The sequence below is a fragment of the Paenibacillus sp. FSL R7-0128 genome (assembly GCF_038002245.1).
Lineage (GTDB): Bacteria > Bacillota > Bacilli > Paenibacillales > Paenibacillaceae > Paenibacillus_AQ > Paenibacillus_AQ silagei.
In genome coordinates this window covers 3,261,564-3,287,668 of sequence record NZ_JBBOCD010000001.1, presented here as the reverse complement: position 1 = coordinate 3,287,668, position 26,105 = coordinate 3,261,564, and the positions used below count along the sequence as shown (strand labels likewise).

23 protein-coding genes are annotated in these 26,105 nt (G+C 53.7%); 4 read left to right on the top strand and 19 right to left on the bottom strand.

Features of this window, described 5'->3' with window-relative positions:
- Positions 1 to 188 precede the first annotated feature (188 nt).
- From dnaN to NST26_RS13365, 13 genes are all read right to left on the bottom strand, one after another.
- Positions 189 to 1,316: a DNA polymerase III subunit beta gene (gene dnaN, locus NST26_RS13425; RefSeq protein WP_339313942.1), complete on the bottom strand. Its 1,128-nt coding sequence runs from the start codon at positions 1,314 to 1,316 to the stop codon at positions 189 to 191.
- Positions 1,317 to 1,343: 27 nt separating this feature from the next.
- Positions 1,344 to 1,520 carry a ribbon-helix-helix protein, CopG family gene (locus NST26_RS13420; RefSeq protein ID WP_340980846.1) on the bottom strand — a complete coding sequence of 59 codons (177 nt, stop codon included), beginning with the start codon at positions 1,518 to 1,520 and terminating at the stop codon, positions 1,344 to 1,346.
- Positions 1,521 to 1,767: 247 nt separating this feature from the next.
- Positions 1,768 to 2,979 carry a chromate transporter gene (locus NST26_RS13415; protein WP_340979269.1) on the bottom strand — a complete coding sequence of 404 codons (1,212 nt, stop codon included), beginning with the start codon at positions 2,977 to 2,979 and terminating at the stop codon, positions 1,768 to 1,770.
- Positions 2,980 to 3,093: 114 nt separating this feature from the next.
- Positions 3,094 to 4,521, bottom strand: a complete 1,428-nt coding sequence (locus NST26_RS13410) for a M56 family metallopeptidase (RefSeq protein WP_340979268.1) — start codon at positions 4,519 to 4,521, stop codon at positions 3,094 to 3,096.
- On the bottom strand, positions 4,518 to 4,877 hold the full coding sequence (locus NST26_RS13405) for a BlaI/MecI/CopY family transcriptional regulator (RefSeq protein ID WP_036729328.1): 360 nt from the start codon (positions 4,875 to 4,877) through the stop codon (positions 4,518 to 4,520). Before NST26_RS13405 ends, NST26_RS13410 begins: the two co-directional genes overlap by 4 nt.
- 159 nt (positions 4,878 to 5,036) lie before the next feature.
- The gene (locus tag NST26_RS13400; RefSeq protein ID WP_340979266.1) at positions 5,037 to 6,545 is read right to left on the bottom strand and encodes a copper amine oxidase N-terminal domain-containing protein; all 1,509 of its coding nucleotides are present in this window, start codon (positions 6,543 to 6,545) and stop codon (positions 5,037 to 5,039) included.
- Positions 6,546 to 6,637: 92 nt separating this feature from the next.
- Positions 6,638 to 7,306: a TraX family protein gene (locus tag NST26_RS13395; RefSeq protein WP_340979264.1), complete on the bottom strand. Its 669-nt coding sequence runs from the start codon at positions 7,304 to 7,306 to the stop codon at positions 6,638 to 6,640.
- 155 nt (positions 7,307 to 7,461) lie between these two features.
- Positions 7,462 to 8,625, bottom strand: coding sequence for a multiple monosaccharide ABC transporter permease (gene mmsB, locus NST26_RS13390; protein WP_340979263.1), 1,164 nt, complete (start codon positions 8,623 to 8,625; stop codon positions 7,462 to 7,464).
- 6 nt (positions 8,626 to 8,631) lie between these two features.
- Complete coding sequence (gene mmsA / locus NST26_RS13385; protein WP_340979262.1) at positions 8,632 to 10,161, bottom strand: multiple monosaccharide ABC transporter ATP-binding protein; 1,530 nt, start codon at positions 10,159 to 10,161, stop codon at positions 8,632 to 8,634.
- 101 nt (positions 10,162 to 10,262) lie between these two features.
- Positions 10,263 to 11,372, bottom strand: coding sequence for a multiple monosaccharide ABC transporter substrate-binding protein (chvE, locus tag NST26_RS13380; protein WP_036729338.1), 1,110 nt, complete (start codon positions 11,370 to 11,372; stop codon positions 10,263 to 10,265).
- A gap of 205 nt (positions 11,373 to 11,577) precedes the next feature.
- Positions 11,578 to 12,792 carry a response regulator transcription factor gene (locus NST26_RS13375; RefSeq protein WP_340979261.1) on the bottom strand — a complete coding sequence of 405 codons (1,215 nt, stop codon included), beginning with the start codon at positions 12,790 to 12,792 and terminating at the stop codon, positions 11,578 to 11,580.
- Between the two features lie 22 nt (positions 12,793 to 12,814).
- Positions 12,815 to 14,680 carry a cache domain-containing sensor histidine kinase gene (locus tag NST26_RS13370; RefSeq protein WP_340979260.1) on the bottom strand — a complete coding sequence of 622 codons (1,866 nt, stop codon included), beginning with the start codon at positions 14,678 to 14,680 and terminating at the stop codon, positions 12,815 to 12,817.
- Positions 14,681 to 14,701: 21 nt separating this feature from the next.
- Positions 14,702 to 15,715 carry a substrate-binding domain-containing protein gene (locus tag NST26_RS13365; RefSeq protein ID WP_340979259.1) on the bottom strand — a complete coding sequence of 338 codons (1,014 nt, stop codon included), beginning with the start codon at positions 15,713 to 15,715 and terminating at the stop codon, positions 14,702 to 14,704.
- Between the two features lie 216 nt (positions 15,716 to 15,931).
- Here NST26_RS13365 and NST26_RS13360 point away from each other — a divergent pair, with 216 nt between their 5' ends.
- The 4 genes from NST26_RS13360 to NST26_RS13345 all read left to right on the top strand — a co-directional run bounded on the left by NST26_RS13360 (position 15,932) and on the right by NST26_RS13345 (position 19,177).
- The gene (locus tag NST26_RS13360) at positions 15,932 to 16,120 is read left to right on the top strand and encodes a hypothetical protein (RefSeq protein WP_036729349.1); all 189 of its coding nucleotides are present in this window, start codon (positions 15,932 to 15,934) and stop codon (positions 16,118 to 16,120) included.
- 140 nt (positions 16,121 to 16,260) lie between these two features.
- Positions 16,261 to 17,175 carry a helix-turn-helix transcriptional regulator gene (locus NST26_RS13355; protein WP_340979258.1) on the top strand — a complete coding sequence of 305 codons (915 nt, stop codon included), beginning with the start codon at positions 16,261 to 16,263 and terminating at the stop codon, positions 17,173 to 17,175.
- Positions 17,172 to 18,179, top strand: coding sequence for a hypothetical protein (locus tag NST26_RS13350; protein ID WP_340979257.1), 1,008 nt, complete (start codon positions 17,172 to 17,174; stop codon positions 18,177 to 18,179). Before NST26_RS13355 ends, NST26_RS13350 begins: the two co-directional genes overlap by 4 nt.
- A complete protein-coding gene (locus NST26_RS13345) occupies positions 18,176 to 19,177 on the top strand; it encodes a hypothetical protein (RefSeq protein ID WP_340979256.1) in 1,002 nt (333 codons plus the stop codon). The genes NST26_RS13350 and NST26_RS13345 overlap by 4 nt, the downstream gene beginning before the upstream one ends.
- A gap of 15 nt (positions 19,178 to 19,192) precedes the next feature.
- Here NST26_RS13345 and NST26_RS13340 read toward each other — a convergent pair whose 3' ends face one another.
- The 6 genes from NST26_RS13340 to NST26_RS13315 all read right to left on the bottom strand — a co-directional run bounded on the left by NST26_RS13340 (position 19,193) and on the right by NST26_RS13315 (position 26,095).
- Complete coding sequence (locus NST26_RS13340) at positions 19,193 to 21,004, bottom strand: LTA synthase family protein (protein ID WP_340979255.1); 1,812 nt, start codon at positions 21,002 to 21,004, stop codon at positions 19,193 to 19,195.
- Positions 21,005 to 21,375: 371 nt separating this feature from the next.
- The gene (locus NST26_RS13335) at positions 21,376 to 22,371 is read right to left on the bottom strand and encodes an aldose 1-epimerase (protein WP_036729359.1); all 996 of its coding nucleotides are present in this window, start codon (positions 22,369 to 22,371) and stop codon (positions 21,376 to 21,378) included.
- A gap of 82 nt (positions 22,372 to 22,453) precedes the next feature.
- Positions 22,454 to 23,176 carry an MgtC/SapB family protein gene (locus NST26_RS13330; protein ID WP_340980845.1) on the bottom strand — a complete coding sequence of 241 codons (723 nt, stop codon included), beginning with the start codon at positions 23,174 to 23,176 and terminating at the stop codon, positions 22,454 to 22,456.
- 240 nt (positions 23,177 to 23,416) lie between these two features.
- Entirely contained in the window at positions 23,417 to 24,208 is a 792-nt protein-coding gene (locus NST26_RS13325; RefSeq protein WP_340979254.1) for an SDR family oxidoreductase, read from the bottom strand.
- Positions 24,209 to 24,384: 176 nt separating this feature from the next.
- Positions 24,385 to 25,179, bottom strand: a complete 795-nt coding sequence (locus NST26_RS13320) for an ABC transporter ATP-binding protein (RefSeq protein ID WP_076074433.1) — start codon at positions 25,177 to 25,179, stop codon at positions 24,385 to 24,387.
- Complete coding sequence (locus NST26_RS13315; RefSeq protein ID WP_036729369.1) at positions 25,166 to 26,095, bottom strand: ABC transporter permease; 930 nt, start codon at positions 26,093 to 26,095, stop codon at positions 25,166 to 25,168. Before NST26_RS13315 ends, NST26_RS13320 begins: the two co-directional genes overlap by 14 nt.
- Positions 26,096 to 26,105 lie beyond the last annotated feature (10 nt).

Here is a 26,105-nt window from a genome sequence, read left to right as displayed (position 1 = left end):
AGCAGGGTCGGCGCTGCGGTGAACATTTGGACTTACGGCCGCTGCCCGCCCCCAGATTTCTTGATTTAAACCACTCTTCGTGGGAGAAATCCGGTGACAAAGGCGGTCGCTATCGCTCCTACAGTTCCAAATTTCCCCTCCGCTTCTCTTTGCTTTTAATTTACGGATAACAGGGCTATGCCTTACGCTTACTTTGCGGTTCGCACTGGAGTAATTAGAAAAAAAGTTGAAGAAAGATCATTCTTCGGGTGTATGACCATCGGGCTCATTTTGCCGGTGAATCGCAAGCGTACGAACTCACTACTCGTACCATTTAGGATGTCTGCCACATACTTTCCATTTAGCGAGATCGTGAAATCCTCCCCGTTCTTCTCGAGTATAGATACCTCGTCCTCTATATCTCCGATTTCTGCGGTTTGGGATAACAAACGTAGTCTGTCGGCAGTGGTCTCTAACCTTATAATACTTTCACTCGCCAATACCGTCGTCCGTTCGACGGCTTTTAACAGAGGCGCTGTTCCAATTGTAATCTCTGATATAAAAGTGTGCGGAATCACATGGTGCAGGGACGGGTACTCCCCCTCAATTAAAGCAGATTGAACCATAATATGGTTAGCAGTGAATCTAACATGACGGTTGGTTACTTCAACTTCTGTTGTTCTGTCCTCGCCGTCCATGATTTTAACCGCTTCAACTAAATTTCTGCCAGGTACAATAATATGCCTCTCTATCTCAGCATCATGTTCCACATCTATAGTCCGGGAAGCCAGACGAATACCGTTAGTAGCCGTTAACTGTAACCGATGATTTCTATACTGAAAAGATACCCCGGTCAACACAGGCCTATGTTCTGATAAAGAAGCCGCTCCTGCTACTTGTAGGATAGAAGCCTTCAACAGTTGATTATTAACTGCTAATTTAAGTACAGCATGATTCTCAGCAGGATGTATCGCCGGATAATCTACAGCATCCATTCCACATAACCGAATTTGTGTATGTTCTGAGGAGATAGTGAGCCGTAAGGATCTGTCGACTTCCAAAGTAATCATCCCAGCATCAGACTTACGTATGATTTCGCAGAAATACCTTGCCGGTACAACCACTTCTCCAATTCTCTGAACCGTCAAAGAGGTATCTTCCCCGGGAATTCGATACTGGATAGTCATACTGCTATTGCATGTCGTAACTACTAGTTCATTGGTTAGAGCTTGTATATGAACCCCTGCCAGTATGGGAATCTGTTGGTTTGCAGGTACAGCCTTAAGCACTTGCTGAAGAGCTTTGAGAAGAATATCCTTGCTTACGTTGATCCGCACTGGCTTCACCCGCTTCCATAAGCTACATTACAAATCGGTAGACTCAATCAGAGATCGGATAAGCTCCGATCGGGACAATTCATGCTCTGCGCAATGTTGTTCAACCTTCTCCCAAAGCTCACTAGTTAAGGTTACCGAGACTTTTTTCGTTACACCTATGTTCTTGCGGCCTGCTCCCTCCCGGGGACCTCCTCTTGCAGACATGAACCCTAATTGACCTTCTTTATTAGAAAGACCTATTTTTAGATCATTTTGAGTCAATTTAATTAGTCCTCTCATTTTTTTGATTTAGGTTACCTATTTCAATATTTCTATTATTATTTTACCACATGACTTATGGGCTTACAATGTTACGGATGAATGATGAACCTGGCTGTATACCAAAAAACTGACCTCGCAATTAAGCAAAGGCCAGTTCAACATGGAGCGTTCCATGAGTTATACGGTTAAGTCACCATCCGATCACCATTCCTCCCGCCGCACCGGCCACCACAACCAACCAAGGCGGCAGCTTCCAGAAGACCAGCATTACGAACAGAATGACAACGAGGGCAAAGTCCAGCGGCGCGAGGATGGCTGTCGTCCACAGGGGGTCGTACCAGGCGGCAAGCAGGATTCCGACCACAGCGGCATTGATTCCGGTTAAGGCTCCTTGCATCCGGGGGCTCCTTCTTAAGCTGTTCCAAAAAGGCAATGCGCCCGCAACCAGCAGAAAGGCTGGCAGGAAAATCGCGAACGTGGCCACGATGGCCCCGGGAACACCGGCGGTCATTGCCCCGAGATAGGCTGCAAAAGTGAACAACGGACCCGGTACAGCCTGCGTGGCCCCGTATCCCGCCAGGAAATCAGCTTGGCTCACCCAGCCGGTAGGAACAACTTCTTGTTCCAGCAGCGGAAGCACGACATGTCCACCGCCGAACACTAAGGCACCAGAACGATAAAAGCTGTCAAATATCGCTAACGGTCCCGCCTCAGCCGTCCCTCTAAGGAACGGGAGCATTATCAGGAGTACGCCGAACAATGCTAAACAAACGATACCTGACGACCGGCGGATGGGGATCGGAAGATTTGTCACGTTCTCCGTAGAACTGTGGCGGTACAGCCATACCCCGGCTATGCCCGCTACAGCAATCGTGAGAATCTGGCTGTAGCCCGTCTGCCATGATAATGTAACACCTGCCGCTATAACCGCGATGCCTACTCTTTCCCGGTCCGGGGTCAGCTTCTGCCCCATGCCAAGGATGGCCTGGGCAACAATTGCTACAGCTACGATCTTCAGACCGTGAATCCAGCCTGCATCGGCAATATCATAGCCCTGCAGCAGGAAGGCAAACGCGACCAGCACAAGGACAGAGGGCAAAGTGAAGCCCAACCAAGCGACCAACCCGCCCAGCCAGCCTGCCCGTATCATCCCGATGCCAATCCCCACCTGACTGCTCGCAGGACCCGGTAGGAACTGGCAGAGCGCTACCAGATCCGCATAGCTCCGTTCATCCATCCATCTCCGGCGGCGGATATATTCATTGTGGAAATAACCCAGATGGGCGACCGGTCCGCCGAAGGAGGTAAGACCCAATTGGGCCGATACAAACAGGATCTCAAGTAAAGCCCCAGCCTTCCCCTTCCAATGTTCTCCCGGTACCGTCTGTTTCTCTGCTTGCATACCTGTTGCTCCCTTGCCTCCAGAATGTGTACCTCATTCCAGATTATCATCCGCGTTCAAGCATTGGATAAAAGGTGCAGCAGTGTTTCGTAAATATGCTGTGAAAATCGGCATTTAAGGAGTCAGCTTGACACTCTCCAGCCGGTCAATCAGCTTACGAAGGCCAGCTTCATCCGCTCCATAAGGGCGGACATCCTCTCCAAGCAGCTTATCTATCTCTTCTCTGGCGAACGTGAAGCTGTAAGTTATACCTTCATCAGCAAGTGAGTAATTAATAATATCCGCGTTATCAATCAGGCTGAACAGCAGGATCGAATTATGCAGGAGAGGCTCCCGGCTTAACGCCTGAAGCTCATCGTTCCACATTCCCTTAATATCGTTCACTGTATAATTGATGGTTAACTCATACGGGCGGGAGCCGGTTGTCAGCTCAATGCCTGCCCTCTCCAGTCCCTGGGGCAGCGGCATTGCACCAAGCAGCGCTGTGACCTTGCTGGCGTCGCCAATATACTTTGTCTTATTCTCCAGCAGCTGATCCACCGTATAACCGGAATATAGCTGCTGCGACGGACGCTCCACAGGCTTGGGATTAGCGGTACATCCAATCAGCAGGATCACAAGGACGAGGGTAAAAGCGGCCACACTCCCCGAGGTCGGCTGGCGGTAAGCAAGAATATGCTTAATCCGTGCCTTTACACTGCTCTCTCCAAAAGCCAGCGGACTGCCGGTCATAAGACCGCTCCGGCGGGTTGAAAATCCAAGCAGGGAGCCTGAGTAGCTGCTTTTAACCTGCGGACCCAGCTTCCGGATCACCGCTTCATCGCAGGACATCTCCATATCCTTGCTCATGAGCACAAAAGACAGCCACATCAGCGGATTGAACCAATGGAGAATGACCAGCAGGAACATCAGCGGCTTGATCAGGTAATCCCGCCGGTTAATGTGAGTCTGCTCGTGCAGCAGGATATGGGACAGCTCCTGTTCACTCATCCCGGCCGGGATGTAGATCCTTGGCTTCAAGAAGCCGAATACGAACGGAGTCATGATCTGGTCCGTCTCAAAGACATGCCTCTTCACAATTGTTGCTGTACGGACACTGCGCATGATTCTCACATAAGAGAACACGCTGTACAGGAGCAGTACTATAACACCTGTCAGCCAGATCATACTGCCGGCCCACAGGATGACTTGCACCGGATTCACGCTTGCTGACGGTGCTACCGGCGGAAGCAGACTGTTCCACAGGCTTCCTGCTGAACCTGTTCCGGTGTCCACTGCAGGCTGCGCTTGCCTCCCTATATTCTTCGGAACGAATTGCAGCTGCCCTGTGCCGGACGAGCCTGCAGGCCCTGCCAGCCTCAGGATACTGAAGCTTGAAGTGAAGCTGACAGGCAGGATCAGCCTGATCATTACTGCGGACCATAGCATATAGGAGAAGATCTTGGGGGCGCGCCGCAGCAGAACTCTCGCCAGCATTACGGCGACGGCTACATAGCTGGCAGTAATGCTCATGTTCAGAATGCTGATCCACAGATCTGTCATTGGGAGGCCTCCTCGATAATCCTCTTCAGCTCTGCCGCTTCCTTCGCGGACAATTTCTTATCCCCGAGAAAAGCAGTCAAAAACTGCGGCAACGACCCGCCAAAGGCTTTGTCCACTACCGTCTGGCTCTCATGCCGCTGCGCCTCCGACTTCGGGATGACAGCTGTGACCATGGCCCCCTCGTTTCTGAGAATTCCCCGCTCACATAGCTTTCTCAATACGGTATAGGTCGTGGACTTCTTCCAGCCCAGCGCCGAGAGGCTCAGCTTCACCAGCTCTGTAGAATTAATCGGCTCATGATCCCAGATCAGACAAGCGAATTTATATTCAGCATCATATAATTTGTAGGGCTCCATCCTGTTCACTCCTTATAAGTTTATTGCAGTAGACCTAATGACGTTAAGTCTATTGCAATAAACCTATATTGTCAAGGCGGCGCCAGGTAATCCCGCAAAAAAAAACCGGAACCGCCTGATTACTCAGGGGTCCCGGTTTTTTGACTTTAATGGTACTTCTTACGGACGTTCAATCCAGATATAGCCGTCATCATCCACTTCAACCGTGGCGTGCAGGCCTTCAGCCAATACACGCAGCGGCACATTAGCATCTCCATACTCATCTACGAATACGGCTAACGGAAGCTTCACGGTCTTGCCGGCAATTTGTGCCTGCGCGGAACCAATTTTGAATACGAGCTGATCGCCGTATACATCGTCGGTAACCTTAATCGACTTGTTAGGCCCATCCCACTCTACCTTAGCATCCAGATCCTCTGCTACATAACGCAGCGGTACATAGGTAGTGCCATTCTTCACGACCGGATAATAGTAATCGTCGTCCGGTGCGATCATCAGGCTCTTGGAGGTAATTGCCATCTCCTCTTTGAGCAGCTTATAGATTGAAGAATTTGGATCGAAGCTTCTCAGCGTCTCACCCGGAGTAAGATCTCCCTTGGAGTAATCAATTGCGCCTGTCGTGCTGATCGGATCAGCTGTTACCGGACCATTTACATTCCAAGTCTCGGACACCAGCTTCATGTTGATGCTCTGCAGCGGCAGATATTCATCGGCCGGAAGAGCAACACTCAAGTCAATGTTCTGTTTGCGGACATGGAAGCCGCTATCCACGAAGATATCCGCAGTCAGCTTCGTATCCTTGCCGAGAACAGTCTTGAGTTCAGGGGTCGATTCATAGAGATTCTCCAGTTGCTTGTCATAGACGAGCAGGAGAGCATCCACCGCCAGCTTGGCCGCATCATGCACTACGGTGACTACCCCTTCTTTGTCTTCCAGCGGAATATCGCCCAGACCGATGCTGTTCAGATCTTCAGCTCTGTCTTTGATCAGCGGATACATGTAATCATACAGACCGTTGATCAGGGCAGTGAAGCCTTCGGTATCCTTAGACACAGATCTCAGGAAGCTCTTAAGCAATACCGGAAGCTCTTCCCCTGTAATTTCCGTATGTAGCTTCGTCAAGCTGGTTGGCTGGCCGTATACGGATTCATTTACTGATGTCACTGTGATCGCACCCGGATTCGGAAGATTCTTGATCACAAACTGGGAGGCCAGCTTAGTGAATTCCAAGGTCTTGGCAGGATCGGTTGCTTCCAGGCCGAGCAACATTTCATTGCTCTGAAGCGGCATGTAGAACGGCTGCTTCGCGCCTTCTGCGGTGAAGACCAGGTTCTTCTGGTCGGTGAAGAGGGAGAAAGGAATCTTGAACTCCTTGTAACCCACAACTCCCGTGGCCGAGACATTGCCGTTATCCTGAACCTTCACATGGCCGAGCGTAAGCGATAAGGAATTAATAAGATCAACAACTTCACGGTCCTCTGCGGTGATGCCTGCAGCAGGAACAGCGCTCAGGGTCATCGTAGTGCTGGATTCAGAGGATTTGACATCCAGATCCCCCAGCAGTGCCTTATTGACATCGAAGCCGCCAACCGCCTGGCAGCCTGACAGAATCAACAGCAGGGCGAGAATCGGCACCAGCCATTTGGTTCTTGCTTTCATTTTCTTCATAGCATGTCTCCTCTAGCTCATAATTTGGCAACGTACCCATCATCTCAGAGGAGCATCAATTTGTAAATACAGCACCTGGAAATGATGAACCCTCATACGCTAAATAAACTCCGCCATTCTATAAATACCCATTCTTTGAAAAAGAGAAACTTTACCAACGCAAGGATTGCTAAATGGGCCGGATAAAAGCACCACCAGACCCAGCGTGGCAGACGTCTCTTCTCCAGCAGCACCCAAAAACCCGGGGTCAGCGCAATCAGAAGGGTCGGAATTATGCTGGCCATCTGCACCAGCCAATTATAATAGAACAGATAGAATACATTCAGCGCCAAATGCGCCAGCACGAGCACATACGAACGGGTATACCGGAAGATCAGCACCAGCAGCAGGCCGTAAGCGTTGTAGTCGAGCGGCAGTGCATCCATCAGCAGCACAGCGACTACCACTACCGGAATACCCGCCCACAGATTCGGCAGCTTATCGAGCAGGGCAAGGACCAGCGCTGAGATCAGCAGGGTAAAGACGACGTTCCAGCCTCCAGGATGAATCGCCAGATTGTACGGAATCTGTGCCAGCACCGCAATGACAAGCAGCCGCCGCAGATAGCGGGGTCTGGAGGAGGTATAGATATAGCCTTGCGCCAGCGCGTAGCAGTAGATCGGGAAGGCAATTCTCCCCACATATCTCCAGGCAAGCTCACCCGGGAAAAAGATCAGCCCAACATGGTCAATCAGCATGGTCAGCATGGCAATAATCTGCATCTGTAGCCTCCTGTTACTATCATGAAATATAAAGCACCTTAGGTGCTATTATCCATGCCAGAGCCGTATGCTGCAAGCTGTGCGGGAGAACTTGTACGACAGGCAAGCCGGAGCCGCTCCCTCTGGAGCAGTTCCGGCCGGGTTCTATCTTACTATCAGGCTGTCTTCGACTTGTTATAGATATCAAAGCCTACGGCAAGCAGCAGCACCAGTCCCTTGATCCCCTGCTGCCAGTCTACGCCGAGGCCGACGAGCGACATGCCGTTGTTCATGACGCCCATGACCAGACCGCCGATGATGGCACCGACCACGGTTCCGATTCCCCCGGATGCGGAGGCTCCGCCGATGAAGCAGGCAGCGATAGCATCCAGCTCGAAGTTCGTACCGGCCTTAGGGGTAGCAGAGTTCAGGCGGGCCGCGAAGACCAGACCGGAAAGGGCAGCGAGTACACCCATGTTGACGAATACCCAGAAGGTCACCCGTTTGGTTTTGACGCCGGAGAGGCTTGCCGCCTTCTCATTGCCGCCCAGGGCATAGATATGCCGCCCCATGGTCATGTGGTTCATGACGAAGGAGTACAATACGATCAGCACCATCAGAATCACAAGGATATTAGGAATCCCGTTATATTGTGCCAGAACATAGGTGAACAGGTTGATGACGATCACCAGCGCAGCAGCCTTGGCAACGGACATCCAGACCGCAGACCGCTCAAAACCGTACTTCACCGTGATCCTGCGGCTGCGGATTTCCTGATAGATCAACAGCAGCGACAGCAGAACGCCGATGATCAGGGTCAGCACATTCAGCGAGCCCACGCTTGCGACATCGGGAATGAACCCGGAGCTGATCTTCTGAAAAGTCTTCGGGAAAGGTGCAATCGACTGCCCGTTCAGCACGATCATCGTCAGGCCCCGGAACAGCAGCATGCCCGCCAGGGTAACAATGAACGCCGGGATTTTGACATAAGCGACCCAGAAGCCCTGCCAGGCCCCGACCAGCGCGCCCATCAGCAGCGAGATGACTACGGCCAGCACCGGATTCAGCTCCATATCCACCATCATAATGGCCGACAGGGCACCGATGAAGGCAGCTACCGAGCCGACCGAGAGGTCGATATGCCCAGTGATGATTACCAGCACCATCCCGATAGCCAGCACCAGTATGTAACTGTTCTGCAGAATGAGATTGGTCACGTTCAGCGGCTTCAGCAGAATGCCGTCGGTCAGAATTTGAAAGAACACCGAAATAAAAATCAAGGCAATGATCATGCCGTATTGGCGGATATTTTTTTTGAACAGTTCACTAATGGCTCCCATGCGGTGTTACCCCCTGCTTCGTGTCATAAATTTCATCAAAAGCTCCTGCGACGCATCCTTCCGCTCGACTTCCCCGCTGATCCGCCCTTCACACATGGTGTAGATCCGGTCGCACATCCCGATGATTTCCGGCAGCTCGGAAGAGATGACCAGCACGCCCTTCCCCTCTGCGGCAAGGCTGTTGATGATGGAATAGATTTCGTATTTGGCCCCGACATCGATACCCCGCGTAGGCTCATCCAGGATCAAAACATCCGGCTGGGCGTAGATCCATTTGCTGAGTACCACCTTCTGCTGGTTGCCGCCGCTGAGATTCACGGTTTTTTGCAGGATGCTGGGGGTCTTGATATTCAGCTTCTTGCGGTATTCCTCTGCGACCAGCACTTCCTCGTTCTCATTAATGACGCCATGGCGGGAGAGCTTCTTCAGGCTGCTGAGCGAGATGTTCCGCTTGATATCGTCGATCAGGATCAGGCCGTAATGCTTGCGGTCCTCGGTCACGTAGGCTAACCCATGCTCTATCGCCTGGCTGATGTTATTAAGGTGTACTTCCTTGCCGTGCATAAAAGTCTGGCCGCTGATCCGCTTGCCATATGACTTGCCGAACACACTCATCGCCAGCTCCGTGCGCCCTGCGCCCATCAGCCCCGCAATGCCGACCACCTCACCCCGCCGGATGTGGAGATTAATTTGATCCAGCATTTTGCGGTCCGCCTGTGTCTCATGATAGACATTCCAGTCACGGATCTCGAAGATCGTCTCTCCCGGATCCGGTGTGCGCTCAGGGTAACGGTTCGTCAGATCGCGCCCGACCATGCCTTTGATAATGACATCCTCTGTAACGGCATCCTGCTTCATATCCAGGGTCTTGATGGTCTGTCCATCCCGCAGAATCGTGACGGAATCCACTATTTTCTCGATTTCGTTCAATTTGTGGGAAATGATAATCGAGGATATCCCCTGCTTCTTCAGCTCCAGAATGAGCAGCAGCAGGTTCTCGCTATCATCCTCATTCAGCGCCGCTGTCGGTTCGTCGAGAATGAGCAGCTTCACTTCCTTGGAGAGCGCCTTCGCGATCTCTACAAGCTGCTGCTTGCCGACACCTATCGTAGAAACTCCTGTAAACGGCGATTCCTTGAGGCCGACGGTGGTTAGCAGCGCCTTGGTCTTGACCGTCGTTTCGTTCCAGTTGATCACCCCGCGTCTGGCCTGTTCATTGCCGAGGAAGATGTTCTCCGAAATCGACAAATACGGAATCAGCGCCAGCTCCTGATGGATAATGACGATCCCCAGGCCCTCGCTGTCCTTGATATCCTTGAACTGGCATACCTGCCCCTGGTAATAGATATCCCCTTCATACGTCCCGTGCGGATACACTCCGCTAAGCACCTTCATCAGCGTGGACTTGCCTGCCCCGTTCTCTCCGCAGAGGGCGTGGATCTCGCCTGCCTTCACCTGCAGATTGACTGACGAGAGCGCTTTGACGCCGGGGAATGTCTTGGTAATGCCTTTCATCTCCAAAATAATTTCGCTCATGTGCCTCTCACCCAGCTTTCCTTGTGACTGTGCAGCGGTTCTCCGGCGGATATTATCGTTGTTAGATGCCGCCGGGAAACCGCAAGAATTGCTGCTGATTATTATTGTCCGAGCTGCTCTTTGGTATAGTACCCGCCGTCCACCAGCACTTTATCCACATTGCCCGCATCCACAGAGACCGGCTCCAGCAGGTAGGACGGGACGATTTTGACCCCGTTGTCGTAGGTGGTGGTATCGTTGACTTCAGCTTCGGTCCCCTTCAGCACACTCTCCGTCATCTCCACTGCCTTCTTGGCCAGCTCGCGGGTATCCTTGAATACTGTCTGGGTCTGCTCTCCGGCCAGAATGGACTTCACGGAAGCCAGCTCGGCGTCCTGTCCGGTCACCACCGGAAGCTTCTTGTCACCGGAGCCGTAGCCTACACCCTTGAGCGAAGACAGGATACCGATGCTGATGCCATCGTATGGAGACAAGACGGCGTCCAGATTATCGCTCGCATAGTTCGCACTCAGCAGGTTATCCATCCGTGATTGGGCGGCAGCGCCGTCCCAGCGCAACGTAGCTACTTTATCCATCGTAAGCTGCTTGCTGCGGACCACCAGTTTACCGGAATCGATATATGGCTTCAGAATCGACATGGCGCCGTCGAAGAAGAAGTAGGCATTGTTGTCATCCGGCGATCCGCCGAACAGCTCGATGTTGAACGGGCCTTTGCCGTCCTTCAGGCCAAGCTTCTCTTCAATGTAAGAGCCTTGCAGCACACCCACCTTGAAATTATCGAAGGTCGCATAATAGTCTACGAATTCACTTTTTTTGATCAGACGGTCATAAGCGATCACCTTAACGTTGGCGTCATGCGCCTTCTGCAGCACGTCCGTCAGCGCCTCACCGTCAATTGAAGCGATTACAATTGCGTTCACACCTTTGGTGATCATGTTCTCAATCTGCGACACTTGATTCTCGACAACATCCTCCGCATATTGCAGATCCGTCCCGTAGCCCAGCTTCTCGAACTCCTTGACCATGTTGTTACCGTCATTCACCCAGCGCTCCGAAGATTTGGTCGGCATCGCGATGCCCACCTTGCCCTTCGATGTATCCCCGCCGCCGGAAGAGCTGCCAGCGCTGCTGGATGAATTACCGCTGTTGCCGCATGCAGATAAGATGAGTACCAGTGTTAGCAGAAGCGTGATCATTGAATATTTTTTCATTCCTGCACTACCCCCTGAACTATTCTGATGTCTTCCACAGGTGTTCCCGTGTGACAAATCGAGTATAGCAACCGGGGGCAGGTGCCGTATTTACACTGAGGCTACTGTTTTTGTGAAAATATAACTTTTTATATGCAAAAAGGAATGCCCTCTCGCCAATAGATGGCTACTGAAGCATTCCCCACTATTCATCCAGTATCTTCAGTTACTTGTGTACCTCAGCCTGCACCCCTTTACGGAACTGCAGCGGCGCCACACCGGTCTGCTTCTTGAAGGCTGTGCTGAAATAATGCTGGGTCTCATAGCCCGACTGCTCCGCCACCTCGTTAATACTGAGGTCGGTTGAATGCAGAAGCTGGGCGGCCCGGCGGATACGGGTCTGGGTCAGATACGTGCCGAAGGATTGGCCCAGCTCCTGCTTGAACAGGCGGCTCAGATAGACCGGGGAGGCTTGAAGCAGGCCTGCTGTGGCCTCCAGGGTAAGCTCGCATTCGCTGTAATGCTCCTGGATATGCTGCTTCGCCCGGCGGACGAGCGGGGACAGCGGCTGCTCCTTGACCAGCGCCACCCGGCAGCTCCGGTAAGCGGCAGCAAGCTCTGTAATCTCTCCCTGGATCAGCCGCGTGCCGACTTCAACAGCGATTTTGAGATGGCTGCGCACCGCGGCCTCCACTCCGGCCAGGATGCGCTCACTGGCGGCATCCCACAGCAGGATAACGATCAATCCGGCGGCGTCCCGGAACATCACCTTGGGATACGGGTCCAACAGCTCGGCAGCGATATTCTCTATGGCGAACAAGAAGAGCTGCCGCTCCTTCTCCTTCATCGCCGGATGCTGGCCCTCCCACCGCCAGCGGATGATGCCGATCAGCTCCGGCCGCTGCGGCGGAAGCTTGAGGAATTGCAGCTGCTCCCGGATCTCCGCCTGGCTCAGATTACCATCCAGCCACTCCTGGCAAAAGCGCTCGCGCAGCAGCGGGAAGTTCTTCATCAGCTGCCGGGAAGCCTGCTCCAGATGCTGGCTCTGCTGCCGCTCGGACTCCAGCTCATCGCGGACGCCCCGCAGCACCTGCATCAATTGCTTCGGCTCCGCAGGCTTGAGAATATAATCATTCACCTGCAGCCGGATCGACTCCTGGGCATAGGCGAATTCATCGTGGCCGGTGATCACAATAATCTTGCAGCCGGGCAGTGCCTCACGCAGCCGCTTCATCAGCTCCATGCCATGCATTATCGGCATGTTCAGATCCACCAGGGCGATATGAATGGCATTGTTCACGGCCAGCTCCAGCGCCTCTTCCCCGTCTTCTGCCTCTGCCGTCACCTCCATGCCCAGGCTATCCCAGTCCACGCATTGCCGGATCCCCTCCCGGATAATGCGCTCATCATCGGCAATGATTACTTTCCATTTGTCCATCATCTGCGGATCATCCTCCTCTGTCCTAATCCTTCTCAGGGTAATGCTCACGAACAACCGGATGACATACGGTTACAAGAGTTCCCTGCCCCGGTCCGCTCTCAATCTGGATCCCGTACGGCACTCCGTAGGTCAGCCTAATCCTCGCCTGCACATTCAATATGCCGTAGCCGCTTCCTGCGGTGCCTGTTACAGCCATGTCCGTCTCCGTACGCTCTAGTTCTTCTGCGCCAACCGCTTCGAGCCGCTGTCTGAGCTCCTTCAGCTTATCCGCAGACATCCCTGCACCATCATCGCGTACGGTAAGATACAGGTCGTTGTCCCGTTCTACAACTGCAATGGAGAGGTGGCCGGGGCCGCGCCGTTCCTTGATGCCGTGATAGATCGCGTTCTCCACCATCGGCTGCAGCAGCAGCTTAAGCACATACAGCTCCTGTAAGTGCGGCTCCACTTCAATGGAATAGGTCAGCTTGGTGCTATAACGGACATGCTGAATTTTCAGATAGCTGACGATATGCTCCAGCTCATCGGAGAGCGGTATGATATCGCTCCCTTTGCTTAAGCCCAGCCGGAACAGCCTGGAGAGGGACTGGACGACCTCGGCGATATCCTCCGCTCCCTTGCTGCGGGCCATCCAGTGAATCGTATCCAGCGTATTGTACAGAAAATGCGGCTTGATATGCGCCTGGAGACTGCGCAGCTCCGCCTCACGCTTTTGCCGCGCCTGAAGCTCGGTCAGGGATAGCAGCCGGCTAATCTGGGCCAGCATCGTATTGAAGCTGCGGCCGAGCAGCCCGATCTCATCGGAACGGCTGCCCCAGTAGCGGATCGTCAGATCACCGGACTGTGCCTTGCTCATGAAGGAGGCCAGCTGGCCGATAGGACGGGAGATCGAATAGGCCAGATAGAATGAGGCGGTCATGCCCAGCATACAGACCACAAATACAAACGTGACAACATTGAACGTAATCTCGCGGATTCCATAAGCCGACTCATCCATCGGGAACACGCCCATCGTGGTCCAGCCGGTAAACGGCGAGGTCCGGTAGATCAGCTGAAGCTTGCGGCCGTCTACTGTCTCCGAGGTAATGCCCGAGGACTCGGTGAACAGACCTGCCGGGATGTTACGCATTAAAGGGTGCTGCGGCGCGTAAATCATCTCTCCGCGATTGTCCACCACCGTCAGATATCCGGTTTTGCCGAGCGTGACATCTCTAGCCGTCTCCGCGATCACCCGCAGCTTCAGATCCACCAGCACCACACCCTGGACCACCTGCGTCTCAGGATTCACAATGGCCCGTACAGCAGAGACCACCTCGCTCTCCTTATAGTCCACATGGGACCTGACCGCACGGCCATACGGATGCCCGACGATCAGGAAGATCCCCTTATTCTCTGCCGCCTGCTTGTACCAGCTCTCCTCCGTCAGCCGGGTACCGGAACGGGTATACATCTCGTTGCTGATGAAATCGCCTTCACGGTTGACCAGCATGATGCCGGCTATCTCGGAGCTGAGTGTGGTGAAGCCCTGCAGAAATTTGCGGATATTGTATTCCGCCGATTCCCCGTTGCCCGCTGCGGGGTCCGGCTGTGCCGGAGCCGGTGACGCCCCCTTCAGGAACTTCTGGACGCCCGGATCGAACGAGATCAGGTATGTAATTTTCTGCAGATTCTCCACATCACTCTCTATGGCGGTATTTACCTTGCGGATGAGCTGCATCGTGTTCTCGGTACTCTGCTCCTCCACGATCCGGTCCACCGTCCAGCCAATCAACAGCCCCAGTCCAATGGAAGGCAGAATGCTAATCAGCAAAAAGTGAATAATCAGCTTATAGCGGATCGGCATATTATTCAGCTTCAGCTTCTCCATGCTCACGCCGGTCTTGCGCATCCCAGGCTCCCCCTCTGCCGCCTATTTGGCATAATAATTGTCCACATTCTGCCGCGTGACCACATCAATTCCGGTATCTACAGAATCGGGGACAGGCAGGGGCTTGTTATTGGCATAGGCTTCAGGATCAGCCTCCAGATCACGGTGCAGATGAAACAGCTCGGTCAGCGACCAATAACCCATATTCCAGGTGCCCTGAGCCATGGTTGCGGCAATCTTGCCTTCCTTCACCAGATCGAGTGTGCCTTTATCCGTATCGAAGCTGATAATCTGCGGGACCTGTCCGCTCCCAGGGGCGGCATCCACAGCTTCCGCGACCCCGATGCCTCCATTACTTTCCGTGGCAAAAATTCCCGCCAGCTGCGGATAACGCACCAGCAGCTGCTCGGCAGCCTCCCTAGACGCCACCTGATCTCCCCGCCCATCCTTAACCGCCACCAGCTTCATCTGCGGGTATTTGCTGCGAATTGTGTCCGTGAAGCCGTCCGTCCGCTCCTGGTGATTATGCTGATCCGGTGTGGTGATAATAGCTACCTCGCCCTTGCCCCCGGTCAGCTCGGCCATCTTATGCGCCGCCTTCGTTCCGGCATTATAATTGTCCGTTCCCAGGAAGGAATACGCCTTGCTGCCCTCCGCTCCCGAATCAAACAGCACCACCGGAATACCACTCTCCACAGCCTTGTTAATCGTCGCTGTAAGCAGCTTGGAATTCACGGCCGAGATGGCAATTCCCGCCGGCTTCTTGGCGATGGTCTGCTCCAGCACCGTCATCTGTTCACTCGCATTATGCTGGGTGGAGCCGTGATACTCGACGGATACATTTAGCTCCTCTGCGGCGTCCTCGAAGCCCTTCAGCACGCTTTTCCAGTAATCTATGCCGATCTGGAACGTAACCATCACATATTTGTCCTCAATATTGCCGCGCAGTCCCGCAGTCTCCCACGGGTCTGCCGCATTCCCCTGCTGCTTGTAATTCAGCACGTAGAGTACGAAGATGCCGATTAGCAGCACGTAGACAAGCCCAAGCTTTTTCACATATGTAACCCCTTTCATAACAATGAATGCTGAAGGCCCTAGGGCCCCAGGTTCTTCCATCTATGTCCAATCTAGTCTACTGGCTTGGCAGCCGTTCCGTCAATTATGTTACTGGGCCAATGTTAAAAACTCGTTATCTGCTACGACATTTTATGTCGTACCGCTTGTTCTATACTGGACAGGTACCATCAATTCAATGAAACGAGGATTACAAGAATGTCAAAAACCAAACGCGGACGGGTACTCTGGACCCTTCCTTCCCGTGGACGCGGCACTTGCCCGGTCTGCGGGACCACCCGGATCAAGCTGCTCTACACCAAAATAAAATCCGACGGCAGCGCCCTGAAGGTCTGCAAGCGCTGCGACAAAGCGACGCAGGTTAGAGTGGACGCAGCAACCAAGTAAATTGACGCAAGGATGCTCCAAGCTTCATGCTTCGTGCATGGATGCCAGAGCATCCTTGTTTCTTTGAGAGGAACGCTCACGCTGGTCTAAAGCACCGTCTCCAGCTATACTGGAGGCTGACAGAAAGGAGCGGGAGCAGCATGAGCCATATTCACCGGATTCAGTGGTTTGACCAGCAGGTCCGCCAGCTTACTTATCCGAACAGCAGCAAGCTGGCGGAGCAGTTCGAGATTTCCAGGCGCCAGGCCCAACGGGATATTGAATACCTGGCGGAATCGCTGCGGGCCCCACTCCGCTATGTAGCGAAGCAGCGCGGATATATCTATGAGGACAACAGCTTCGTGCTCCCACATCTGTACATTACGGACGAGGAGCAGCGGGTGCTGAAATATCTGGCTTACCGGTATAGTCACTATGATTATGAGAACGCCCAGACCATCCGCAAGGTGGGCGGTCTGCTGGAGCGGTTCACGGCGCAGCCGCTTGCGGACAGGGAGATTAAGCTGCCTGTATTTGAAGTGAATCCCCACCGACTGCAGGTCATGGAGATGCTGGAGCAGGCTATCCAGGTCCGCAGGGTGGTCCATGTTCTCTACCGGAACGGGCAGGATCCCCCGGAGGAGCTGTATCTCTGTCCCCTACAGCTAAGCCGGCGGATTGAAGATGATTATCTCGTGGCCGCTGTGGAAGGAGACGGGCGGAGTGAGTATTACAACCTGTCGGGCATCCGTGAGCTAACACTGACCAGCAGGGTTTTTATAGCCGGGGAGAACGGCCCTGTAGCTCCAGCCGGGCAGGCCAGACCCTTGAAGCCATTCACGGCAAGAATCCGGTTACCCGGAATACCCCGGGAGCCGTCTTGGGGAGGTTACCAGCTTCGCGCCGCTGACAAGGATATCTACGAAGTTGATTTTTATGATACCAGCGCGTTCATTGCACATCTGCTCCACTCGGAGTGGAATGCCCTCCTGGCCCCCAAATGGCTGAAGGAGAAGCTCCGCAGCAAATGTGAGACAATAGTGAGCCGCCTGGATGAACAGGAGAATGAACAGTGAGCAAACGAACAGGTGTAATCCTTGACGTCCGGATGCAGCGTGAATCGAAATCCTTTACCGATGCGCTCTATGCCGTACTGACTGCCGCCGGGTTATTCGAGGGTCCAAAATTCATGCTCTCCGGGCTAAGCGGCATGGCCTTCAAATTCACCGTACATGAGAAGCTCCTCCCCATGTCTGTTACGGCTTACGGACAGTGGGGCACAGAGCATCGCCGGGCTGTCGACAACCTCGGGATCTTCTTGGTGGATGACGGCGGGAGAACCAGACATGATTCCTTCGGGGCGTATCAACGGATCGCTATTGACTGTGTCAAGCAGAGTCTGGACCGCGGTCTGGCCTGCCTCTACTGGATACCGGAATTCGGAGTGATTCATGGTTATGATGAGGATGACCGGGTGTTCTATGTACAGGATGGCTGGTCCGGTGAGACACAATATGTGCTGTATGATAACTTCGGCCTTAACTTCACGCCCTTCTGGGACTATATGTATGTCGGAGAGCGGATGATGATTCCGTTGCAGGATACTGTACTTGAATCACTTCGGCTTGCGCTGGAGGATTGGGAGACTCCTCACAAAACACTCCCTGTCTCAAGCCTCGGTTCAGGCCGCCTGGCCTACAGCTTCCTGATCCGGGCGCTTCAGCAGGGCGGATTCGACAGCTACGGCGCTATTTACATCCTTGAATCGTACATGACTTCACGGATCGAGATCTCCGCTTATCTACGTGAGGTTCAGTCCGTATTACCGGGTCTTAAGGAAGTCAGCCGCTTGTATGATGAGCTGGTGGAGGGGCTGAGGGGACCGCTCGCGGCTGCAATCTCTGAGAAGAACAGCGGCAAGCTGCTAATGCAAGTTCAGCTTCCCTCCCTCTGCTCTGCTTTGAAGAAGGCCTTGGAGCTGGAGGAACGGGCGATGCAGCAGGTTACAAAAATTTCTGGGCAGTACCCGGACCGGAAGCGGTCCACACTGCCCAGATGGGGGGCGCACACCGCACGATGAATGAACATCATAATAAGCACGCTTCAGCCGCTGCGGATCAGCCGCGTGTGCCGCTCGCTTCTTCTTTTGCAGATGCGATGCACCAGGTCCTGTCGGCCAAAGGCTGGTTCACACTCTCCAAGCCCATGCTGGCCGGAATGACGGCCTTATGTTTCCGTCTGTCGGTACACAGGCAGCTTCACCCGGATTCTGCTACGGCATATAACTGGGCGGCTGAACATTGCGTAGCAGCAGATCTGATTGGTGTTATCGCCATGCAGGGTGCAGGCTTTAACTTCAGCCCTACCTTCCCTCTCTATCAGAAGCAGGCTATTTCAGAAATCCGCAGATCACTTGAGCAAGGCACAGGTGTGGTCTGCTGGAAGGACCGTTTCATAGTGATTACCCGCTGTGATGATGAACGGCAGCTTTTCTATTACACAGAGAATGCTTCTGCCGCAGAACTGGAGCTGCCTTACGAGCAATTCGGAAGGAATGAATCGCCATATTGGTATGGCCAAATCTATGAAGGCCAGATCCGCAAGGATATCGTTCAGGTGCTCAGAGAGTCCTTCATCCAGGCGGTGTATAAGGCAGAGGTTCATGATCTGATGCTGCCGGAATCGCAATATGCCTGCGGCCTGCGGGCCTATGATGCTATGCTGGAAGCCTTGGCGGACAACACCTATGATGCTGCCGGAGCTTATGAGACGCTGCTCTTCTATGCAGGGTTGAAGCAGGACACTGCAGCCTACGCAAGAGAAGCCAGCCAGTATTGGCCCGAAGTTGAAGGCGTTGCAGAGCATTATGCAGCTCTAGCTGCTGTCTATAATCAAATAACGCACACTCTATGCAAGCAGACTGTACAAGCTCCAGAGGGTCCATGTTCGCTGGATGCCCAATCTCTGCTTCCACTCCTCCGGGAAGCACAGCGTATAGAGACCGCAGCGATCCAGTCCATCCGCATACTGCTCCGTGAGCCGATCGAGAACCGCTTCCATGATGTGGGGCTGCGCTAAGCCACGGCGGAGTGCTCAGAACATCAGAGACTCCGCGTATTTCTCCCCTTCGAGCAGATCATATTCGACTAGACGGTAGTCAGCCAGCAGCGCCTGCTGCTCCGGGGTCAGCTCCTTCAGAGTTCCGGTATCGCCCGGCCCGATTAGCACCTTCTTGCTAAGTCCCGGAATTTCAGCCCGTACCTGCTCCAGCAGCTTATAAAAGGCCGGCAGCGTCTGCCCGGATAACCGGAAGACCGCAGGGCCGAGAAAGGCCGGGCTAAGCGTCCCGAGCGGCTCCTTCCCGATCTCAAAGTTAGCGAGTACCAACAGCTTCGTCTCATGCTTCAGCCTTGGCTCCTGATCCCAGCCTGCTGCGGTATAGATCCCGGCGCTGAGCGCAGGCAGATGATCTCCCCAGAACACCGCGATAGTGGGCCGCTTGATCTTCAGCAGCTCCTGCTGGAGATAAGCCATGGCCTCGTCTGTCAGCTTGGTATCCTGCACATAAGTCTCCAGCTCATCCTTCTGTTCCGGCAGTCCGCCTTGGACGGTGATCGTGTTCGGTCCGTTCACGCCTTTGACGAATGGAAAATGATTCTGCATCGTCACCAGATGCAGGAATGCCGGGCCTGATGCCTCTTGAAGCTGCCGGACCGCCTCCTGTACAGCTGCTTTATCCGAGACATACCCCTCTGGAGTCAGGCGGTCAGCGTCCGGCAGATCCTTCTCACTTGTGAAGCGGTCGAACCCCAGCACCGGATAGACACGGTTCCGGTTATAGAAGGTCTCATCGAACGGATGCAACGCCAGTGCCTCATACCCTCTGTCCTTCAGAATGCTGACAATTGACGGCAGGGAGGACATTTTGACGATGCGCTGCTGATAAGGAATCGTTCCATCCCCCAGAAAATACATCGACAGCCCGGTCAGGGCCTCGAACTCCACATTAGCCGTATTGCCGCCGAATTCCGGGGACAGCAAATAACCGGACGGCGTCTGCCCCGCCACCCCATGGATGAACTTCAGCGGATCTTCGCTAAGCGTATATCCGGGCAGGCGCGTAGGATCGAAGAACGCCTCATTCATCATAAACAGAATGTTCGGCTGTTCCCCTGGCGCGGCCTGTACCGGCGCCTCCGGCAATGCCGAATACTTGGCAGCTACCGCTTCAACCGCTTCGCGGCTGTAGCCCTCCGGCTTGTCCATCAGGCTCTGCCGCAGATTCCCGGCGAACGCATAGACGAACCCGTTCTGCGTATAATTGACCTTCTGATTCCAGAAGATGTTCTGATAGCTCATTGCTGCAACCACAGGAGATTGACCAGTGACCAGCACAAGAAACCATGTGCTTAGCCCCACAGAGATCCCCGCCAGCGTCACGCGCAAGGACAGTCTGATCCGGTTCTTCGGCAGCTTAATAATCACAAGGACCAGACCGGCAACCAGCAGAACAGCGGTCCCTATAGCAAACGGAGAGATCATCCCGCTGGTAATCTTGCTCATTCCTTCGGCATTCTTCAGCAGCATCAGATCCCACGGAAACAGCGGTTCGCCTCTCGTAGCCAGCTTCTGATCACTGGCAATCCCCAGCAGCACGAACAGCGCCGAGACCACCGCCGGCCCCACATACGCATTCGGTACAATCACTGAGCTTAAGAGCAGGATGAAGAATATAAACAGACTTCCGGTACAATACAGCCAAGGATAAGCGCCAACCCACTTTAGCGCATGAAGCACATCCATCCGAAAAGAAGCAGCCTGCAAAAACAAATTCAGCCCAAATCCTATAGCCAGTAAAATGATCAACAAATACAACAAACGCTTCGATGGCAATATCCGAGACAAGTTCATTCACTCCTAACTATTAAAGGAGTAGTATACGCCTTTAAGCTTAAAACCGCCTTAAAATTCATTTCCCAAATGAGTACAACGCTACAAAAAAGAGCAGCATCCATACATCAGACGCTGCTCTTTTCTCTTTTCTTTTCTATTCTCATCCCAGCGGGATAGACTGAATTTGTAATATACACTCAGGGTGAAGTGGCGGAAGAGAAGTTTGAACTGGAGGAGCGATAGCGTTCGCCTTTAGGTTTGTATTTCTACTGCGAACAGCAGTTTAAATCAGGAAATACAAACCTAACAGCGGCCGGAAGTCAAACCTTCTTTGCAGCCACGGATAACCCCTGAGAGGGTTTTATCGCTTCAAGACCCCCTACTTACTTCACGTATATCCGGCTGCTCTCCTCCCAATATTCCCCAGGCTCCAGCCCGAACAAGCCGATGTCATCAGCAGGCAGATCCACCTTTGGCGCATTCACCAGGTTAATCTGCGGCTCAGGACAGAAGAAGCCTTCGGTTGCTCCGTTGTTCCAGATCATCCATTGCTTATACGAGGTACCCACATCATACACCAGCGTAACTCCGGCCTTGCGGTCGGTCAGCTCCATCCGGTTCCGTCCATTCTGGGCGGCTGCGGTATAGTGGTTGTCCATCGATGCATAGAACGGATACACGCCTTCGCCGCGCAGAGCCACCTCATCAGCAGTCAGCTCCTGGAATTTGCCGGTCGGCAGCATCCGGTCGCTGCTCAGCTCCCAGCGCTCGCCGATAGTCACCTTGACGCGGTAATCCTGCGCGCTGCTGCCTGGGGCGAACGGAGCATTAATAGCGGTATGGAACGCCAGCAGGCAAGGCATCAGCACATCACCGTCATTGTGGACCAGCAGCTGCTGGGACAGGCCGCCTTCACCGAGCGTGTAGCGCAGCTTGATCGTATATTTGAACGGCAAATACTGATAGGACGGATGGTTCTCATCCACCTTGATCGCTACAGTGACGAAGCTTTCGCTTGTGCCGGTACCGAATTCCTCTACCTCCCATGCTGCTGTATGTAGGAAGCCATGCAGATGATTGCCGGTTTTGGCTTCATTGACAGGCAAATGATAGGTCTGTCCATTCCACGGGAACTCTCCATCCTCATAGCGGTTCGGCGGAAATAGTACAGGAATGCCGTGAATGCCCGGGTTAGCCTTGAATGCTTCCATCTCCTCCGCGCCCGGCTCATGCAAGAAACGGTAACCGCTCTCAGTATCCCGGAAGCAAATCAGATTCCCGCCGATGCCCGGCAGAATAGCCGCTTCATAACGGCCGGCCTTCAGCCAGACAGCGGCTTCTCCCTCATAGTGTCCTTCAAATGCTGTAATCGGTGTCATTACAATAATCCCCTTCCATATGATCAAAATGACTCTCTCATAGATAGAGTACCACATCTGCCGGAATGGCAACATGCCATTTTTACAGCTGCTCGACTTCGACACTCATGACATGCTCGATTTTTTTCACATCATAATAGATTTCCGTAGCATAATCCTTGTCTGGCGCAGAAACGACCATGTCGATCATCTGCCTGCCATCCTCAAGATCCTTGATCTTCATTCGCCGGATGGTCCGGCCGGTTTTGCGCGTTTTGCGCTGGTCGGTCATGACATGCCGCTGCTCAATCTTCTGAATCACATCCGTCAGGATATAGTTCGGTTCCATAATGATTTTGATGGAGATCTCGTGCTTGTTCAGCACTTCAGGTCCGATGGCTTTGATAAGCAGAGGCACAGCGTTAACCGCGAACATAAGCAGTATAACCGCATAACCCGCCTCTACATAAAAGCCTGCGCCAACTGCAATTCCGATACCGGATGCCGTCCAGATCAGCGCGGCCGAGGTTAAGCCGGAGATCGCATCTCCGCCTCTGCGCAGAATAACACCCGCTCCCAAAAAACCGATACCGCTGACAATCTGCGCCGCCAGACGCATCGGGTCCATATTGGGGTGATCCGTTCCGCCGAATTTGTCATACGCATGAATAGATACCAGGGTTACCAGACAGCTGGCGATGCTGATGACCATACTGGTCCGGATTCCCAGCGGTTTCTGTTTCAATTGGCGGTCAATGCCGATGAACAGCCCGAACAGCATGGCCACAAGCAGCTTGATGATTGACTCCATATGCAGCAGGTCCATATTCATAATTTATTTTCCTCCTTCCTCGCCCGTCATGGCACATAGAATCAGTATACCTGAAATGCGCTGCAACTTTTACTGAAATTTTCTGCTGCCCGGTCAAAACAAGAAACGGACGCCTATCCCCGCTAACCGGGAGCTTCAGGCAGTACTGCCTAAGGCTCCGGCAAGGAACATCGTCCGCTTCAGAGAAGACTTCACTTATCCCATCCTATGAGCGATGAGTGACTTATAGAAGGATTAGCCGTGCAGGAGAGATTCCGCTCCGTCACAGTAGATTTCCGTGCCCGTAATGTGATCCGAATCCTCAGAAGCGAGGAACAGCGCCAGCTTGGCCACCTGATCCGGACGCCCCGGCCCCTTCTCCAGCGGCTGCCCGCCATCCGGGAATTCTACTTCAATCTGCACTTCCCTGAGATCATCCGAAGGATAGGTATTATCATCTATATTCGTGGTAATTGCTCCCGGACAGATAGCGTTTACACGAATCTTGTACTGGGCCAGCTCAAGCGCAGCCATCTTCATAAAAGCCACCTGCCCCGCCTTGGTCGTACTATAGGCAGAGAACCCGACATTGGAGAATACCCGGTTACCGTTGATCGAGCTGTTGATCAGAATACTGCCGCCCTTCTCTTTGAGATGAGGAATCGCATACTTGACGGTGGCGAAGGTGCCCCGCAGATTAATCTGAATCGTCTGGTCCCAGGACTCGATGTCCATCGTCTCAATCGGTGTCATGGCCCCGTTGATTCCGGCATTGGCGAACACGATATCCAGTTGTCCATACTTCTTGACAACCTCCTTCACGGCATGCTCCACCTGCTGCGGCTCGGCAATATCACATTCGAATACAGCGGCCACGCCGCCTTCCTGGCGGATCTGCTCAGCCACCTTCTCCGCATTCTCTACCGTCCGGTCCAGAAGGGCCACCTTGGCCCCGCTTCTGGCGAACTCCAGCACAGATGCCCGGCCGATGCCCGAGCCGCCTCCTGTAACAATCGCTACCTTGCCTTCCAGTTTGTTCGCAGTCATATATGCAGTCGCCTCCATTGGTGTTTGATGTTCAAGTCAAGTTCTTTCCCTTAACTTTACCTCTCATACCCGGATATGAATCGGACCAGCGCACCTGAAATGGCAAAAAGCTTGACCCGCTGCCGGATAAACCGGCGGCAGATCAAGCCATGAAGCTCAGGAATGATGATTCTGAATCAGCCCAGCATCATCCGGTCGTCAGCCAGCTTATGTCCGCTGATCGCTTCGAATTCGCCAAGCAGACGCTCTACCGTCAGATCCTTTTTGCGCGTCTCATCGAAATCGAGGATGATCGAGCCTTTATCCATCATGATGAGCCGGTTGCCCAGGCGGATCGCCTGATCCATGTTATGGGTAACCATCAGTGTAGTCAGCTTCATCTCACGGACAATAGATTCCGTTAGGGTAGTGATCAGCTCGGCACGCGAAGGGTCCAGCGCAGCCGTATGCTCATCCAGCAGCAGAATCTGAGGCTGGGTGAAGGTCGCCATCAGCAGGCTCAGCGCCTGCCGCTCGCCTCCTGAGAGCAGCCCCACCTTGGCCCGCAGCCGGTCCTCGAGGCCGATGCCCAGACGGCTGAGCTGTTCGCGGAACAGCGTACGTCTGTGCGCATTAACACCCAAGGACAGCCCGCGGGGCTTGCCCCGCTTGTAGGCCATAGCCAGGTTCTCCTCAATCGTCATATGCGGCGCAGTCCCGGCCATCGGGTCCTGGAAGACCCGGCCGATCCAGCGTGCTCGCTGGTATTCCGCCAGATGGCTGATCGAGCTGCCCTCAATACGCGCTTCCCCCAGATCGGGCTTCATCACGCCTGAGATAATATTCATCAGTGTAGATTTGCCGGCACCGTTACTGCCGATAATCGTTACGAAATCGCCCGCGTTCAGTTCAAGATCGATCCCCAGCAGCGCGACCTTCTCATCCGGCGAGCCGGGGTTGAACAGCTTACATACATTGTCAAGCTTCAACATTGGCGGCCCCTCCTCTCTGCTTACTGCGCTGAGCCAGCTCAGCAAGCTCTGCCGTCCGTCTGCGGGCCGTGCTCTTCTGCTTCACATACCGCTGAACCGACGGGAAGACGAGGGCAATAATGACGATAATTGCGGTGATTAGCTTGAGATCGGAAGGCTTGAGCCAAGACACCCGGAGTGCCAGAGCGACAACGATCCGGTACACGATGGAGCCGAGCAGCACAGCCAGTGTCGCCCGGAAGACGTTCTTCGCACCGAATATCGCTTCCCCGATAATCACCGACGCAAGCCCGATGACAATCATCCCGATCCCCATCGACGCATCGGCGAAGGAAGAATACTGGGCGATCAATGCGCCCGAGAGCGCCACCAGCCCGTTCGACAGGCTGATCCCCAGAATGGTTGTTGTATCTGTGTTCACTCCGAAGCTGCGGATCATCCGCGAGTTGTCGCCGGTGGCCCGCAGGGCCAGTCCCAGATCGGTGCGCAGGAACAGATCCATCAGGATTTTGACCAGTACAACGATAAAAGGCATGACCAGCAGCGGATTCATGGAGCTGAACAATGTGTCATCTCCCATCAAGGAGACATTCGGCTTCACCAGAATCCGCAGATTGATCGAATACAAGGCAATCATCATCAGAATTCCGGACAACAGCCCGTTGATTTTACCTTTGGTATGGAGCAGACCGGTACACATCCCTGCCGCCATTCCCCCGAGCATTGCGCACAAGGTCGCCAATAGCGGAGAATAACCGCTGCTGATCATCACTGCAGCAATCGCGCCGCCGGTTGTGAAGCTTCCGTCCACCGTCAGATCGGGAAAATCCAGAATACGGAAGGTAATATACACCCCAAGTGCCATGAATGCGTAGAGCAGGCCCATTTCCAGAGCCCCGATTAATGAATTATACATTGCTGACTTC

Bases quoted from the DNA above. Each gene is read 5' to 3' on its own strand.
- NST26_RS13330 (WP_340980845.1), bottom strand. From the start codon at position 23,176: ATGGACCTGCTGCATATGGAGTCAATCATCAAGCTGCTTGTGGCCATG.
- NST26_RS13325 (WP_340979254.1), bottom strand. From the start codon at position 24,208: ATGACTGCGAACAAACTGGAAGGCAAGGTAGCGATTGTTACAGGAGGC.
- NST26_RS13335 (WP_036729359.1), bottom strand. From the start codon at position 22,371: ATGACACCGATTACAGCATTTGAAGGACACTATGAGGGAGAAGCCGCT.
- NST26_RS13395 (WP_340979264.1), bottom strand. From the start codon at position 7,306: ATGCAGATTATTGCCATGCTGACCATGCTGATTGACCATGTTGGGCTG.
- NST26_RS13315 (WP_036729369.1), bottom strand. From the start codon at position 26,095: ATGTATAATTCATTAATCGGGGCTCTGGAAATGGGCCTGCTCTACGCA.
- mmsB (WP_340979263.1), bottom strand. From the start codon at position 8,625: ATGGGAGCCATTAGTGAACTGTTCAAAAAAAATATCCGCCAATACGGC.
- NST26_RS13415 (WP_340979269.1), bottom strand. From the start codon at position 2,979: ATGCAAGCAGAGAAACAGACGGTACCGGGAGAACATTGGAAGGGGAAG.
- NST26_RS13355 (WP_340979258.1), top strand. From the start codon at position 16,261: ATGAGCCATATTCACCGGATTCAGTGGTTTGACCAGCAGGTCCGCCAG.
- chvE (WP_036729338.1), bottom strand. From the start codon at position 11,372: ATGAAAAAATATTCAATGATCACGCTTCTGCTAACACTGGTACTCATC.
- NST26_RS13345 (WP_340979256.1), top strand. From the start codon at position 18,176: ATGAATGAACATCATAATAAGCACGCTTCAGCCGCTGCGGATCAGCCG.
- NST26_RS13420 (WP_340980846.1), bottom strand. From the start codon at position 1,520: ATGTCTGCAAGAGGAGGTCCCCGGGAGGGAGCAGGCCGCAAGAACATA.
- NST26_RS13375 (WP_340979261.1), bottom strand. From the start codon at position 12,792: ATGATGGACAAATGGAAAGTAATCATTGCCGATGATGAGCGCATTATC.
- NST26_RS13405 (WP_036729328.1), bottom strand. From the start codon at position 4,877: ATGGAGCCCTACAAATTATATGATGCTGAATATAAATTCGCTTGTCTG.
- NST26_RS13360 (WP_036729349.1), top strand. From the start codon at position 15,932: ATGTCAAAAACCAAACGCGGACGGGTACTCTGGACCCTTCCTTCCCGT.
- NST26_RS13400 (WP_340979266.1), bottom strand. From the start codon at position 6,545: ATGAAGAAAATGAAAGCAAGAACCAAATGGCTGGTGCCGATTCTCGCC.
- NST26_RS13370 (WP_340979260.1), bottom strand. From the start codon at position 14,680: ATGCGCAAGACCGGCGTGAGCATGGAGAAGCTGAAGCTGAATAATATG.
- NST26_RS13410 (WP_340979268.1), bottom strand. From the start codon at position 4,521: ATGACAGATCTGTGGATCAGCATTCTGAACATGAGCATTACTGCCAGC.
- NST26_RS13320 (WP_076074433.1), bottom strand. From the start codon at position 25,179: ATGTTGAAGCTTGACAATGTATGTAAGCTGTTCAACCCCGGCTCGCCG.
- mmsA (WP_340979262.1), bottom strand. From the start codon at position 10,161: ATGAGCGAAATTATTTTGGAGATGAAAGGCATTACCAAGACATTCCCC.